Annotated in this window: 16 protein-coding genes; 7 read left to right on the top strand and 9 right to left on the bottom strand. The window is 60.5% G+C overall.

What is annotated here, in order from left to right; all coding sequences use genetic code 11:
* The first annotated feature begins 128 nt into the window (after positions 1 to 128).
* Entirely contained in the window at positions 129 to 1,397 is a 1,269-nt protein-coding gene (locus IHQ71_RS16125) for a hypothetical protein (protein WP_258157478.1), read from the top strand.
* Positions 1,398 to 1,424: 27 nt separating this feature from the next.
* Here the strand turns inward: IHQ71_RS16125 and panB are convergent, their stop codons facing one another.
* Positions 1,425 to 2,255, bottom strand: coding sequence for a 3-methyl-2-oxobutanoate hydroxymethyltransferase (gene panB, locus IHQ71_RS16120; protein ID WP_258157477.1), 831 nt, complete (start codon positions 2,253 to 2,255; stop codon positions 1,425 to 1,427).
* A 33-nt stretch (positions 2,256 to 2,288) separates the two neighbouring features.
* On the bottom strand, positions 2,289 to 3,152 hold the full coding sequence (panC, locus tag IHQ71_RS16115; RefSeq protein WP_258157476.1) for a pantoate--beta-alanine ligase: 864 nt from the start codon (positions 3,150 to 3,152) through the stop codon (positions 2,289 to 2,291).
* Positions 3,153 to 3,632: 480 nt separating this feature from the next.
* Between panC and IHQ71_RS16110 the strand changes: the two genes are divergently transcribed.
* Both IHQ71_RS16110 and IHQ71_RS16105 read left to right on the top strand, forming a co-directional pair.
* Positions 3,633 to 3,899, top strand: a complete 267-nt coding sequence (locus IHQ71_RS16110) for a type II toxin-antitoxin system ParD family antitoxin (RefSeq protein WP_258157475.1) — start codon at positions 3,633 to 3,635, stop codon at positions 3,897 to 3,899.
* On the top strand, positions 3,896 to 4,048 hold the full coding sequence (locus IHQ71_RS16105) for a hypothetical protein (protein ID WP_258157474.1): 153 nt from the start codon (positions 3,896 to 3,898) through the stop codon (positions 4,046 to 4,048). Before IHQ71_RS16110 ends, IHQ71_RS16105 begins: the two co-directional genes overlap by 4 nt.
* On the opposite strand, the gene IHQ71_RS16100 is transcribed toward IHQ71_RS16105, so the two are convergent.
* The 3 genes from IHQ71_RS16100 to IHQ71_RS16090 all read right to left on the bottom strand — a co-directional run bounded on the left by IHQ71_RS16100 (position 4,049) and on the right by IHQ71_RS16090 (position 5,833).
* Positions 4,049 to 4,924 (bottom strand): 50S ribosomal protein L11 methyltransferase, encoded by an 876-nt coding sequence (locus IHQ71_RS16100; protein WP_258157473.1) that lies wholly within the window; start codon positions 4,922 to 4,924, stop codon positions 4,049 to 4,051.
* Complete coding sequence (locus IHQ71_RS16095) at positions 4,921 to 5,490, bottom strand: SCO family protein (RefSeq protein ID WP_374990032.1); 570 nt, start codon at positions 5,488 to 5,490, stop codon at positions 4,921 to 4,923. Before IHQ71_RS16095 ends, IHQ71_RS16100 begins: the two co-directional genes overlap by 4 nt.
* Before the next feature lie 172 nt (positions 5,491 to 5,662).
* Complete coding sequence (locus IHQ71_RS16090; protein WP_258157471.1) at positions 5,663 to 5,833, bottom strand: hypothetical protein; 171 nt, start codon at positions 5,831 to 5,833, stop codon at positions 5,663 to 5,665.
* 208 nt (positions 5,834 to 6,041) lie between these two features.
* Here IHQ71_RS16090 and IHQ71_RS16085 point away from each other — a divergent pair, with 208 nt between their 5' ends.
* Positions 6,042 to 6,506 (top strand): chemotaxis protein CheW, encoded by a 465-nt coding sequence (locus tag IHQ71_RS16085; RefSeq protein ID WP_258157470.1) that lies wholly within the window; start codon positions 6,042 to 6,044, stop codon positions 6,504 to 6,506.
* Positions 6,507 to 6,566: 60 nt separating this feature from the next.
* On the opposite strand, the gene IHQ71_RS16080 is transcribed toward IHQ71_RS16085, so the two are convergent.
* On the bottom strand, positions 6,567 to 7,067 hold the full coding sequence (locus IHQ71_RS16080; RefSeq protein ID WP_258157469.1) for a CreA family protein: 501 nt from the start codon (positions 7,065 to 7,067) through the stop codon (positions 6,567 to 6,569).
* Positions 7,068 to 7,129: 62 nt separating this feature from the next.
* Positions 7,130 to 8,500: a TIGR03808 family TAT-translocated repetitive protein gene (locus IHQ71_RS16075; protein WP_258157468.1), complete on the bottom strand. Its 1,371-nt coding sequence runs from the start codon at positions 8,498 to 8,500 to the stop codon at positions 7,130 to 7,132.
* Positions 8,501 to 8,640: 140 nt separating this feature from the next.
* On the opposite strand from IHQ71_RS16075, the gene IHQ71_RS16070 reads away from it, so the two are divergent.
* Positions 8,641 to 9,501, top strand: a complete 861-nt coding sequence (locus IHQ71_RS16070) for a L,D-transpeptidase (RefSeq protein WP_258157467.1) — start codon at positions 8,641 to 8,643, stop codon at positions 9,499 to 9,501.
* On the opposite strand, the gene IHQ71_RS16065 is transcribed toward IHQ71_RS16070, so the two are convergent.
* Complete coding sequence (locus IHQ71_RS16065) at positions 9,502 to 9,936, bottom strand: MarR family winged helix-turn-helix transcriptional regulator (RefSeq protein WP_258157466.1); 435 nt, start codon at positions 9,934 to 9,936, stop codon at positions 9,502 to 9,504. It lies immediately after the preceding gene.
* Between the two features lie 120 nt (positions 9,937 to 10,056).
* On the opposite strand from IHQ71_RS16065, the gene IHQ71_RS16060 reads away from it, so the two are divergent.
* Together IHQ71_RS16060 and IHQ71_RS16055 are read left to right on the top strand one after the other, a co-directional pair.
* On the top strand, positions 10,057 to 10,500 hold the full coding sequence (locus IHQ71_RS16060; RefSeq protein WP_258157465.1) for an organic hydroperoxide resistance protein: 444 nt from the start codon (positions 10,057 to 10,059) through the stop codon (positions 10,498 to 10,500).
* A gap of 209 nt (positions 10,501 to 10,709) precedes the next feature.
* Complete coding sequence (locus tag IHQ71_RS16055; RefSeq protein WP_258157464.1) at positions 10,710 to 11,126, top strand: nuclear transport factor 2 family protein; 417 nt, start codon at positions 10,710 to 10,712, stop codon at positions 11,124 to 11,126.
* Between the two features lie 49 nt (positions 11,127 to 11,175).
* Here the strand turns inward: IHQ71_RS16055 and IHQ71_RS16050 are convergent, their stop codons facing one another.
* Complete coding sequence (locus IHQ71_RS16050; RefSeq protein WP_258157463.1) at positions 11,176 to 12,702, bottom strand: ABC-F family ATP-binding cassette domain-containing protein; 1,527 nt, start codon at positions 12,700 to 12,702, stop codon at positions 11,176 to 11,178.
* Between the last annotated feature and the right edge of the window lie 181 nt (positions 12,703 to 12,883).

Genomic DNA, 12,883 nt, shown 5'->3' with positions numbered 1-12,883 from the left:
AGCGCATCGGCCCGAAAATCGAAATCGATTTTCGGAAAGCACGATGCGTAGATTCAAAGTGTTAGAGCGTCCTTTGTGCGTCCAATTGGACGCACGGCGCTCTAATGTCTCGAACGGGAGGACCTGATATGAACGATACATTTTCTTTCAGTGGATACCGGGATCAGGTGATCGTCGCCTCGACCGCCGGAGATACCTGGATCGTCAAGAAGCGTGCGGACATCACTGTCGACGTGACGGCAATTGATGCGTCAACCCCGGCGCTCGACCGGACATTTATCATCGATGGCCTAGTCAACGGCCTTCACGGCGATGGCGTGCTGATCGGTCGGGCCGGACAGGAAGCGCTCTCGCCGGACAATGTGATGGTCGTGGGTGGCACCGGCAACATTTTCGGCTTGGAGACCGGCGTCGCATTCAATGCGGATCGGTTCACTCTGGTCAATCACGGCAAGATCGCAGGCGAATTCGGCGTAGCCGGCAGGGGCGACAACGCTTTCATCAGCAATACGGGCATCATAACAGGTGCGCATTCCGGCATCTTCGTGACCGGAGAAGACGCGACCGTGATCAATGGGCGCGACGGCTTCATCCAGGGAGAGCACGGCTGGAGCGTCGAGCTCAAGGGCGATGACAGTGGTATGCTCAACAAGGGCGAAGTGTTCCAGGCCGATGGCAACTGGGCCGCGGTCTTCCTCAATTCATCCGCCGGCGACGTGCAGTGGCTGACCAACAAGGGCCTTATCCAGGGCGATATCGCCATCTTCGCCAATTTCGGCGACGATGTTGTGACCAACAAGGGTGACATCATTGGCGAGGTTCATCTTGGCGACGGCGCGGATGTGTTCGTCAATGACGGCGGCTGGGTCAAGGGCGCCATCAATGGCGGGCGCGGCGATGACACCTATATCGTCGATAGCCGCAGCCTTGATCTCCACGAGAACGCCGGAGAAGGCACCGATTACGTGCATGCCACCGTCAGCTTTGTGCTGGACGCGAATTTCGAGCAGCTCATCCTCGATGGCGGCGCGTGGATCAACGGCACGGGCAATGACGGCGACAATGCGATCTATGGCAATTCCGGGCGCAACCGCCTTTCGGGCCTCGGCGGCAACGATCTGCTGCTGGGTCTCGGCGGCAACGATTGGCTGACGGGCGGCGCCGGCATCGATACGTTCGGCTTCACCGGTTCCGGTGTCGATCGGATCACGGATTTCACCGACGGCGAGGATCTGATCCAGATCGACATCAATGGCATCGATGATTTCGATAACCTCAAGCCGCTGATGCGCGAAACCGGTGGAAATGTCATCATCGAAACCGGTCATCACGACCGACTGGTCATTCAAGGCAGCGCGCTCACCGAACTCGACGCGAAGGATTTTCTGTTCGTCTGATAGTCGGCGTGGGGTGACGGCGGTCGCTCAGAGCTTCTGCCGCTTCATCTGGTAGGTGTGCTCGTCCGCCGGGAAGGTCCGGGCATTGACCTCGGCGGCATAATCCTCGGCAGCCTTGGAAATCTGCGGCGCCAGATTGGCAAAATGCTTGACGAAGCGCGGCTTGAAATCGGTGAAGATGCCGAGCATGTCGTCTGTCACCAGCACCTGTCCATCGCAGGCGGCGGATGCGCCGATGCCGATGGTAACGGCCTTGATGCCGGCGGAGATTTCGCGCGCCAGGGGCTCGATCGTGCCTTCGATGACGATGGAGAAGGCGCCGGCATCGTCGATTGCCTTCGCGTCGCGGCGGATCTTGGCCGCTTCCTCATCCGAGCGGCCCAGTGAACGGTAGCCGCCGGTCGCATTGACCTGCTGCGGCATCAGCCCGACATGGCCCATGACAGGAATGCCGCGTTGGCTGAGGAAATGCACGGTTTCAGCCATTTCCTCGCCGCCCTCGAGCTTGATCGCGGAACAGCCCGATTCCTTCATGATCCGCGCCGCACTGTGGAAGGCCTGTTCCTTGGATTCCTGGTAGGAGCCGAAGGGCATGTCGACCACGACGCAGGCCTCTTTCGTTCCGCGCATCACCGCCTGCCCATGGGCGATCATCATTTCCATCGTCACGTAGACGCTCGATTCGAAGCCGTAGATAACCACGCCCATGCTGTCGCCGACGAGCAGCAGGTCGCAATGCGGGTCGAGCAGCTTGGCGATCGGCGCGGTGTAAGCCGTGAGACAGACGACCGGGCGTTCGCCCTTCAACGCCTGAATCGAAGCCGCGGTCCGGCGCTTGATGTTGGTTTGGGCACTCATGGCATTCTCCGATTCTAGACGTCTGACGCGCTTTCAAGCCGTCTGGCGCATGTGGACAGTCAGTATGCGGTTATCAAGAAGCTTGGTTGTCCCGAAGCGGACAAAAAGCAGCAGCAATGCGCCGGGCTTTATCGTTTCCAGCGGCGCGAGCGTGCGCGGATCGCGCAGCGCCACGACCTCGGGCCGGGCGAGGGGCTCCGACGCGATGAAATCAGTGACCCGCGCTTCCAGCTGCGCGGGATCGCGCAGACCGGCGTCGATCAGGCGCTGAGCTTCGTCCAGCGCCTTGGGCACGATAGCCGCGGCTCGGCGTTCGTCGGAGGTCAGATAGACATTACGGGAGGAGAGGGCGAGGCCGTCGTGATCGCGTACCGTCGGCACGCCGACCACCTCGACCGGCTGGTTGAGATCCTCCGCCATCCGCCGGATGATCTGGAGCTGCTGGTAGTCCTTCTCGCCGAAATAGGCGCGCTCGGCACCGACGATGTTGAACAGCTTGGTCACAACGGTGCAAACGCCCGCGAAATGGCCGGGCCGGACCTCACCCTCGAGCTGCCGCCCGAGCGAGGGAATATCGACGACGGTTTCGATCTTGTGCGGATACATATCCTCGACATCAGGCGCGAAGATGAAATCCACGCCGCCCTTTTCCAACATCGCACTGTCGCGCGCGAGGTCGCGAGGATACTTGGCGAGATCCTCGTTGGCGCCGAACTGCAGGGGATTGACGAAGATGGAGGTGACGACGATATCGTTTTCGGCTCGTGCGCGGGCCACCAGCGTCATGTGGCCCTCATGCAGATAGCCCATTGTCGGTACGAGCCCGACCTTCAGGCCGGCGCGCTTCGCCGGAGCGAGCGCTGCGCGCAGGCCCGAAACCGTTGAAATGATTTGCATTCGTCCTCCTCGCTCCTCCCGGACAGCAATCGAAGCGACTCTTACATATTGCAATGCAAAATAACAATATCCGGGCGCCGCGAGGCAGGCGGCCTTGAATGATTTCTGCCCAATTATTATCTCAAGTGGCGAGAAATTGACCAACTGGTAAAATCATGCATCTGGTGCATAGCTCCCATGCTGACATTCCGCTGGTTAAGTCAGGTCCGTTGACCTATTTAGAATACCAACGGCGAACGAGAGATCGGATCGCCAGAGAATGAAAGTTTCATGTTTCGCATAGGTCGCGATCGGCACTCCTCCTCCCAGCCATCGGGATCTGAAACATGATATCGTCCTTGAAGAGCACTCCTCCTCCCAGCTCTTTGAGGACCGGTCAGCCTTGCTGATCAAAGGCGGCGCCATCCTCCTCCCGGCGCCGCCTTTTTTATTTGTGATTTTTCCATCAGTTGTTATTTCTATGTCGATGGAGGTTCGATCATGGGTGAGATAAAGCTGAGTGAGCACTTCGAAGAGATCATCAAACAGCAGATGGATTCTGGCCGCTATGCCAGCGCCGCTGATGTGATCGAGGCGGGATTGACGTTGCTCGCCGGGTTCGAGGAGATCGGCGCCGACGAATTCGAAGCGTTGAAGGCAAGCATCAACGAGCCTTTCGATGACGGCTCGGATGATATTCCCATCGAAGTCGCGATGCGGGGAGTGCACGAGTTCTATACGCGTGACACAGGCGAAAAGCCCGCATGATTTACAAGGTTGTCTTCCGCAAGAAGGCGATCGCCGATCTCGAAGCTCTCTACAAATATATACGCGATCGTGAGAAGAGCTCGCTCTTCTACGGCGGTCGTGACTACGAACGGCTTCTCAGATCTCTCTACAGGCCGAAGCACGATTGATTACCGCACCAGTTCGATCGTCACCCAGCCGTTCATCCAGGTCGTGCGGCGGTGCTTCAAGCCGGCGCCGTTGTAGGCCGATATGACCTTCCAGCGCTGCCCCGCGAGAATGCCGGACAGGATCACCGTGCCCTCGTCCGAGAGGTGGCGAACGAGATCGGGCGCCAGTTTCATCAGCGGACGCGCCAGGATGTTGGCGATGATCAGGTCGAACGGCCCATGCTCGCGGAAGATCGCGTGGTGAAAGCCCGGCGCGGTGGCGAGATGGACGCCATCGGTCACGCCGTTGATGCGGGCATTCTGAGTGGCGACGCGCGTGGCGACCGGATCGATATCGGTGGCGACGACGGGAATTCTCGACATCAGCCGGGTGGCGATGGCGAGCACGCCGGAACCTGTCCCAAGATCAAGCGCGTTGCTGACTCTACGCGACTTCAGCACATCGCCGATCATGTTGAGGCAGCCGGCTGTCGTACCGTGATGACCGGTGCCGAAGGCCTGGCCGGCCTCGATGAGTATGCCGATATCGTTCGGGCGAACCTTGTCGCGGTCATGGCTGCCATGAACGAGAAACCGGCCCGCGCGGACGGGCTTCAGCCCTTCCAGCGACTTGGCGATCCAGTCGATATCGGGCAGGACCTCCCGCTCGATCTTGAGCGCAGGGAAGCTTTTCTCGACCAGGCCGCCGAAGCGGCCGGCGATTTCCGGTTCCTGTTCCGCGGGGCCGTAGATCGAGGCCTCCCAGATGCCCTTGGATTCGTCGATCTCCTGCGTGGCGATCGCGTAGTCCTCTTCGCCGAAGAGATCCGACAACGCGTGCATCACTTGTTCGGCCATGGCTTCGGTGGTCGAGACGAAGAGGCGGATTTCACTCACGAGGATCTCGCTATCAGGTTCTTGAGCTTCTGGACCGCGACATCTGGGCTTTCCTTGTAATCGATCGTGCCGATGAAGCGGCCCTCTCCGTCAAGCAGAAACACGGACGCGGAATGGTTCATCGTATATTCCGGTCCATCCGGATTCTTGGCATCGGTGGGCACTTTCTGGAACGAGACCTTGAAGCCGCGGGCCATGGCCTCGACCTTCTCCGGATCGCCGGAAATTCCGGTGATTCGGTCGGTCGCGTTGGAAAGGTATTTGTTGAGCACGTCGGGCGTGTCGCGCCGGGGATCGATCGAGATGAAGTAGGCCTGCATCTTCGACTTGTCGGGATCGACTTCCTTCATCCAGCCGGTGAGTTCATAGACCGTGGTCGGGCAGATCTCGGGGCAGTTGGTGAAACCGAAGAACAGTGCTGTCGGCTTGCCGTTCTGGAAGGCCTTTTCCGTGATCGGCTGGCCACCCTGGCTGGTCAGAGTGAAGGGCACGCCCCATGGCTTTTCGGCGATCAGCGTCGATTGATTGCCGACGGTAGTCCAGAGCCAGAAAAACAAGGCCGCCATGATGACGGCCAGTATCGATATGACGATGCGGAAAGTTCTCATAACAAGGGGTCTCGGTTCACCGGTCGGACCGACCTCTTACATGCGGCCCGCATATCAGGCAAATGCCCGCGAGATCAAAATGGCGTGTGCGGGGCCGGATGCGACAATCCGCCGGGATATCACTCGCGCGTCAGAAGCACCAGGCGAGGCCGCTTTCGGCATAGGTGAAGAGGATCGACGTCCCGAACATGCTCCAGCCCGCGAGGGCGGCAACAAGACCCGCAGTCAGCGCCGCGAGAAACGCGATTGCCGCGAGGCGAGGAGGCCGGGGTTGTTGCGGAAGCGTTTGCATGACGACCATGATAGCCCTTTTCCGCAAGATTTTCAAAGCGCTTTCGGTCTTGCACGTAGCTAGGCGGCTCAGCCCGCATGATTTGCGGGTTTTACGGCTGTGTTCCAAGAGTTCGCAATCAGGTTTAGCGAATCCTTAACGCGTATTTGACAATCTTCAGGATCAGGACACCTGCGGGCGATCGCGGCACCAACGACAGCATCTGGGAAGAATTCCAATGAGCATGAACATCAAGCAGTCTGCATCGCAGCTCGAAATCGTCTCCTTCCACCTCGGCGACCAGGAGTTCTGCATCGACATCATGGCGATCCGCGAAATCCGCGGCTGGGCGCCGGTCACGCCGATGCCGCACACGCCGCCTTACGTGCTGGGCCTCATCAACCTGCGCGGCGCGGTGATCCCGGTTATCGACATGGCCTGCCGACTGGGCATGAAGATGACCGAACCGTCGGAGCGTTCCGCGATCATCGTCACCGATATCGGCGGCAAGCTGGTCGGCCTGCTGGTCGAGCAGGTGTCCGACATGATGACGATCAAGAACGAGGACCTGCAGCCGGCACCGGAAATCATTCCGGAAACCCAGCGCGCCTTCTGCCGCGGTATCGTGGCGCTCGAGCGTTCGATGGTCTGCTTCCTCAACCTCGACACTGTCATCGCCGACGAGCTCAAGCAGGCCGCTTAAGCCAAGTAAATCCTCTTCCCGGAGCGCCCGGCTGCGACCTCGCTGCCGGGTTTTGCGCGTTTATTCGGCGGCCGGCTTGCCCTCGGTCCAGGTGACCTGCTGATTGTAGAGCGGTACGGTCGAGATCGCCATTTTTGCCGAGCCATCCACCACTTCGCGCGAATGGATGAGGTAGATCAGCGTATCGTTCTTCTTGTCGTAGATGCGGTTGACGACAAGGCTCTTCCAGATCAGCGACAGGCCGGCCTTGAACACTTCCTCGCCGCCTTCGTCGAGATCGATGTCGCCGATGGTGATCGGCCCGGTCTGGCGGCAGGCAATGGACGAGTTGGACGGGTCCTCGAACCAGTTGCCCTTCCGCAGCCGGTCGATGACGCCACGGTCGAAATAGGTGACATGGCAGGTCACGCCCTGCACCTTCGGGTCGGGCACCGCGTCGATAACGATATCGTTGCCGGTCCAGTCGACGCCGACCTCGCCGACCCGGTCGGCGGCAAGACCAGACACGGCTCCAAGCGACAAGACGATGCCCGCAAAAGCGGAAAGAGCGACTGATTTCATGGACTTTCTCCAGTTTCGATCACAGGAAATTGGAGAGTCGGGCCAAAGGTTTCAACCTCGGCTCAGGAAATCCGGTTTTCGCCAACGTCGAGATGGGCGAAAGTCTCGGCCCCGGGCTGCGTCAGATCGCCGGTGACCTTATCGGCCCAGCGATAGCCGGCAACCGCCGCTTCCGATATGCCCGAGAACAGGTTCTGGCGGATCGCTGCATGGCCCGCGCCTTCGACCACCGTCGCGGCGATGCCGACCGGCGCCTTGCGGATGACATTGCCGGTCACGTTGACGTCGCGGAGATAGGGACCCCAGCCGATCAGCATGCCCCAGCGCGGTGCGTCCTCGATCAGGTTTGCCGAGACGACCGCATCCGATTCCGCCTCGATGCCGATGCCGAAGAAAGCGCCGTCCTCTTCGTAGGGCGCTGTGAGCTTGAGGTTGCGGATGATATTGCCGTTGATGACGGCCAGCCGGCCGCCTTCGTTGAAATTTACCGACAGGATGCCGTTCGCGGCACCATCGATGAGATTGCTGGAAATCATCGCGCCGTCGAAGCCGAATTCCGAATAGATCGCCGTCTCGCCCGATCTCAGGCAATGGTTGCCAGTTATCTGCACGTTGGAGCCAGCGTTCGAACGGATCGCGGTGAAGGCACAGTCAGTGACATAGTTGTTCGATATTTGTACATCGTCGGCACGGTAAACGTTGATGCCATTGCCGCATTCGCCAGTGCCGCCGGCATTGGCGCGGATGCGCGAGATCCGATTGCCGGTGACAACCGTGCCGTCAAAACCTTTCGCCCAGCGATGGACAAGGATGCCGCCATTGCCGCAATCACTGACTTCGTTGTCACGGATCGAGAAATCGCTGCACTCGACGGCGAAGACGGCGCTTTCAGCGGCGCCGGAAATCGCGTTGTCATTGATGCGGCCCTTGCAGCGCTCCGCCCAAATTGCGAACTTCTGGGCGCCAAGGATCTCGCAGTTTTCGATCGAAAGCTTGCCGGTCTGCTGGAAGGTCATCAGGCCCGACTGGTCATCCGCCAGCCAGCGGTTGGCGCCGTCGATCACCAGATTGGAGAGCGTTATCCGCTTGGCGCCGACCGAGCGGATAAATGAACCGTCGCCGGAATAGATCAGCCGTGTAGCACCGGGAACGCCCATTATCTGAATATTTTCAGGCAGTTCGATATTGCCGACCTGATAATGGCCGGGTGGCAGGAAGACGGGCAGGTTGCGGCTCGCGGCCTCCTTGAGCATCCGGTTGAACGCCTTGGCGCCCCGGTCGAGATCGCCCGGCCGGACGCCGAACTGCGAGGCATCGAGCCCGCCACGGAAATCAGCGTTGGAAAGCAACGCCTTTGGGGCCGCGTAGGCGAGCGAAGGAGCGGCCAAGAGACCTGCGAGCAGGGAGCGTCTGGTGAGTGCGGTGCTTGTCATGAAACGCGCGTTGCAAGCGCCGTGCCACGAATTTTGTATCATCCCGGCACAGATTGTCGTTTACCGTTCGTTAATCCCCGCAAGCCCCGCGCCAGACCTTTGTGCCATGACGAAGACGGTATGAAACCGGGACTTCCGCCATGAAGACGCGCACTGCCCTCAGCCTGATATCGTTGCTCGCAGCGCCCATGCTGCTCTCGGGATGCGTGATCAACAGCGTCAACGACCTCGATATCTACGACTCGAGCACCGTCAATCCAGACCGCTTCGTGCAACAGACGCGACCGGTTTGGGACCGTCCGCCGCCGAGCAAAAAACGCCGTATCGTATGGTACGAAGGCGATGTCGAGGAGACGACGGCGTTGACCGGGGATATGCAAGCTGAATTTCCGCTGGCTGAGGTGCCCACCGACACCCAGATGAAGCCCGATCTCTTCACCACCAATACCGTGCCCCGGCCGGCAAATGTCTATGGCAAGCTCGACGATGCCGGGCACTGGCTACCGGCCATCCCGGTCAGCGACGTGCCGGGGCAATATCTCAGGCGTGAAGTGTCCTATAACGGCATCGAAGTTCCGGGCAGTGTCGTGGTCGATACGAAATCTCGTCATCTCTACCTCGTGCTGGAAGGTCATCGCGCCATCCGCTACGGCGTCGGCATCGGCCGGATGGGTTATAGCTGGAAGGGCAGGGGCACGATCAAGTTCAAGAAGAGCTGGCCGCGCTGGACGCCATCGGAAAATTACGTCGCCGACCGCCCGGACATGAAGATGTTTTCGGCTTCCTATGGCGGGCTTGTCGGGGGCACCAACAATCCGCTCGGCGCCCGCGCGCTCTATATCTTCCAGGACGGCCAGGACACGCTTTACCGCGTCCATGGCACGCCGGATTGGAAATCGGTCGGCAAGCAGGTCTCGTCCGGCTGTATCCGGATGTTCAACCAGGATGTGATCGATCTCTATAACAGGGTCGAAAACGGCGCCGAGATCATCGTGCGTTGATCACGCGGCGGACAGCCTCTGCTTCAGATCCTTGATGCTGCCAAGCAGGACCGAGGCCTCTTCGAATGAACAGCCGATCGCCTTGCCGATCTCTTGCAGAATGCCTTCCGCGACCTTTCGCCTGGATTGCCCGAGGGGTGTCAGCTGCACGACCACCTGCCGTTCGTCCGCCACGCTGCGTTCCCGCTTGATATAGCCGGTTTTTTCCAGCCGCTTGAGCAACGGCGAGAGCGTGCCGGTATCCAGACCCAGCGCCACGCAGATGTCGGTCACCCGCGCCTCCTGCTTCTCCCACAGAAAGAGCAGCACGAGATATTGCGGATAGGTCACGTCCAGCTCCGCGAGCAGCGGCTTGTAGACCTTGGTGAAGGCATGCGAGGCCGAATAGATCGCGAAGCAGAGCTGGTTGTCGAGCGCAAGGGCGTTCGTGGTCATCGTCTTATCCCTGAAATCCTGAGCCGCATTATAGCGAGGAGAAAAAATTTGTAAAATAATATTGTGCAAAATATAATTGTGTGAAATACAAATGCTGTCAACACGAAAGGAGACCCTCCCATGCCTATCCTCTATCGCACCAGCGCAACCTCCACCGGCGGCCGCTCCGGTTCCTCGAAGTCTAGCGACGGTAACCTTTCCGTCACGCTCACCACTCCGAAGGAAATCGGCGGCGATGGCGCAACCGGCACCAATCCGGAACAGCTTTTCGCAGCCGGCTATTCGGCCTGCTTCCTCGGCGCCCTGAAATTCGTCGCCGGCCAGGCCAAGGTGAAGCTTTCCCCTGAAACCACTGTCACCGCCAATGTCGGCCTCGGGCCGCGCGAGGATGGCGGCGGCTTCGGCATCGAAGTCTCGCTGACCGCCGATCTCCCCGGTGTCGATCGTGCCGTGGCCGAAGACCTGGTCGCCAAGGCGCATATCGTATGCCCCTACAGCCACGCCATGCGCACATCGACCGAGGTGCAGGTGAGCCTTGCACAGACAACGGCCGCCGCCGCCTAACCCATTTGGGGGACGCGGAACTCGATTGCCGGTTCTATGATCTGATTCGTTGAATGCGAGCGGGGACCTCCGGCGGCCGTCTAGGACGTGCCGCCGGATTCGTTTCAACCCATCCTTCCGCCTGTGACGGGCGAGGCGGACGTCGCAAGATTCCGGTTGCAACACCCAAGCTTTGCGCGCAGATTTGCCTGGTCAGAGGGGGAGCAACCATGAGCAGCAGAGAAGAAATCGAAGGCTTGGTATTCCGACTTCAAGCGGCCCGGGACACGCAGAGTGTCGATCAGACGTTGGCCTGCATCGATCAGTCCTGTACGTTTCGTGTTGTCGGGACGGACGAACTCAGCGCGTTGACGGCGGTCAATGACACGCCGGAAAAGCTGAGGGGCGCGGCAACAGCGCTCATCGAGGTCTGGGACCTCAGCGGCTTGCGCAATGTCAGCATTCATATCGATGGCGATACGGCGCTCGTGCACAGGGCGGGCACCGTCACTTTCAAGCCCACGGGTGTGACGATGCCATCCGAACTCATGGAGAAGATCACCTTCAAGGACGGCCTGATCGTCGAGTATCTGCAATTCGCCGATACCTACCAGATTGCCGGGACCATGGGCATCATACCGGCGTGAAACCCTACGCCGGCGGCCGTTGCCAACGTGCCGCCGGATTGTCTCCTGTTTATCCCTCCGCCGCCTGCGCCGAGAAGAAGGCTTCCGGATCGTCCACCTCGACCAGCTTCTTCTTCTCGATCTGCCAGAACCGGTTGCCGACCGTGCGGATGAAGCTGCGGTCATGCGAGACGAGCACGCAACTCGCCTCGTTCTCCAGCAGCTCGTCTTCGAGCGCCTCCTGGCCCTCGATATCGAGATGGTTGGTCGGCTCGTCGAGCAGGTAGAAATTCGGGTTGGTCAGCCGGAGCACCAGCATGCCGAGCCGAGCCTTCTGGCCACCCGACAGGCTGCGGATCGCCTTGCTTTGCATGTCGAGATTGATGCCGGCGCCGGCGAGCAGCGTGCGCGCCCGCTGGTCACCGAGTTCAAAACGATGGCTCAGCACCGCAAAGGGCGTCGCCCCATCATCGAGATCGGCGAGCGCCTGGTCGCCGTAGCCGAGCACGACAGACGGCGTCACCTTGATCGCCTGCGCCGCCCGGTCCGGGGCCTCGATCGCCGTCTTCAGCATGGCCACGAGCCGTGTCTTGCCGGCGCCGTTCGGCGCCAGCAGCACGATGCGGTCACCCTGGCAGATCGCCTGCTTGCCCGTCCGGAACAGCATGGTTCCATCCGGCGTGGTGACCGCCATATCGTCAAACGACACCAGCACCCTGGCATGAGTGCCGCGATTGGCGAGCCGGATCGCACCGGCCGACCGCTCCTTGTGAGCGGGCTTGGCCTGCGCCTCCAACTTCCCCGCGCGCTCCTTGAGTTGCTTGGTCTTGACCACCAAGAGGTCGCTGCCGGAATTGATGCCGATATTGTTGAGCTTGGCGGCTTGCTGGCGCAGTTGCTGCGCGGTCTTCATCTCTTTCTCGAAGCGCTTCTCATCGGCGGCGTCGGCCTCATTGAGTGCCGCACGGGCTCGGCTGTAGGGCAGGGCGAAGACCGGCGATTTGTCGGCGCGGAGGAACAGCGTTCGGTTGGTGACGGCGTCGAGAAAGGCGCGGTCGTGGCTCGCAATGATAACCGGCATGTCGCGCGGCAGCGAGGCGAGCCAATTCTCCACCTGGCCGATCTTGGCGAGGTCGAGATGGTTGGTGGGTTCGTCGAGCAGCAATGCATCCGGTTCGGTGACGACCACCCGCGCCAGCAATGCCAGGCGCTGCCAGCCGCCGCTGAGTTGCGTGAGCGGCCGCTCACGCAGTTCCTCGGCCACCCCGAGTTGATCGAGCACGATATCGACGCGCCAGCTTTCATGTTCGGCCTGGTCATGCGGCAGAGCGAGTTGAACGGCGCGGTAGAATGGCTCGCGGAGCAGCTTCTCCGGCATGTTCTGTTCGACGAAACCAAGTGTGAGGCCACGTGAGCGGGTGATGTCGCCCGTCGTCGGCTCGGTCAGTCCGGCGATGGCTCGCAGCAGCGTGGATTTGCCACGACCGTTGGCGGCGACCACGCCGATCCGGTCGCCGGCATTGATCGTCAGGTTGAGATTGGAAAAGAGCGGCATGCCAAGCGTGATGCCGAGATTGCGGATGTTGACGAGTGTCATGATTAGTCTCTGGACTGTCGAGCGTGCCGCCGCATATCGCGCGCATGGCAAAGCTCGGGGAAAATATCGCGGCTCGAAACAAGCCGCAGCCACAAGGGGCAGACCAGAGACGTCTTCCGGTCAGCCCTGCAAACGTATCTGCAGGGCCTGGACGGGGCCACGCTGGCGATGGTGCCGGAAG

Source organism: Rhizobium sp. TH2 (genome assembly GCF_024707525.1).
Lineage (GTDB): Bacteria > Pseudomonadota > Alphaproteobacteria > Rhizobiales > Rhizobiaceae > Rhizobium_E.
The sequence above is the reverse complement of the archived record's forward strand: the minus strand, read 5'-3'. Positions and strand labels throughout refer to the sequence as shown.

Coding starts and splice junctions, on each gene's coding strand:
- IHQ71_RS16125 (WP_258157478.1), top strand. CDS start 129: ATGAACGATACATTTTCTTTCAGTGGATACCGGGATCAGGTGATCGTC.
- panB (WP_258157477.1), bottom strand. CDS start 2,255: ATGAGTGCCCAAACCAACATCAAGCGCCGGACCGCGGCTTCGATTCAG.
- panC (WP_258157476.1), bottom strand. CDS start 3,152: ATGCAAATCATTTCAACGGTTTCGGGCCTGCGCGCAGCGCTCGCTCCG.
- IHQ71_RS16110 (WP_258157475.1), top strand. CDS start 3,633: ATGGGTGAGATAAAGCTGAGTGAGCACTTCGAAGAGATCATCAAACAG.
- IHQ71_RS16105 (WP_258157474.1), top strand. CDS start 3,896: ATGATTTACAAGGTTGTCTTCCGCAAGAAGGCGATCGCCGATCTCGAA.
- IHQ71_RS16095 (WP_374990032.1), bottom strand. CDS start 5,490: ATGGCGGCCTTGTTTTTCTGGCTCTGGACTACCGTCGGCAATCAATCG.
- IHQ71_RS16090 (WP_258157471.1), bottom strand. CDS start 5,833: ATGGTCGTCATGCAAACGCTTCCGCAACAACCCCGGCCTCCTCGCCTC.
- IHQ71_RS16085 (WP_258157470.1), top strand. CDS start 6,042: ATGAGCATGAACATCAAGCAGTCTGCATCGCAGCTCGAAATCGTCTCC.
- IHQ71_RS16080 (WP_258157469.1), bottom strand. CDS start 7,067: ATGAAATCAGTCGCTCTTTCCGCTTTTGCGGGCATCGTCTTGTCGCTT.
- IHQ71_RS16075 (WP_258157468.1), bottom strand. CDS start 8,500: ATGACAAGCACCGCACTCACCAGACGCTCCCTGCTCGCAGGTCTCTTG.
- IHQ71_RS16070 (WP_258157467.1), top strand. CDS start 8,641: ATGAAGACGCGCACTGCCCTCAGCCTGATATCGTTGCTCGCAGCGCCC.
- IHQ71_RS16065 (WP_258157466.1), bottom strand. CDS start 9,936: ATGACCACGAACGCCCTTGCGCTCGACAACCAGCTCTGCTTCGCGATC.
- IHQ71_RS16060 (WP_258157465.1), top strand. CDS start 10,057: ATGCCTATCCTCTATCGCACCAGCGCAACCTCCACCGGCGGCCGCTCC.
- IHQ71_RS16055 (WP_258157464.1), top strand. CDS start 10,710: ATGAGCAGCAGAGAAGAAATCGAAGGCTTGGTATTCCGACTTCAAGCG.
- IHQ71_RS16050 (WP_258157463.1), bottom strand. CDS start 12,702: ATGACACTCGTCAACATCCGCAATCTCGGCATCACGCTTGGCATGCCG.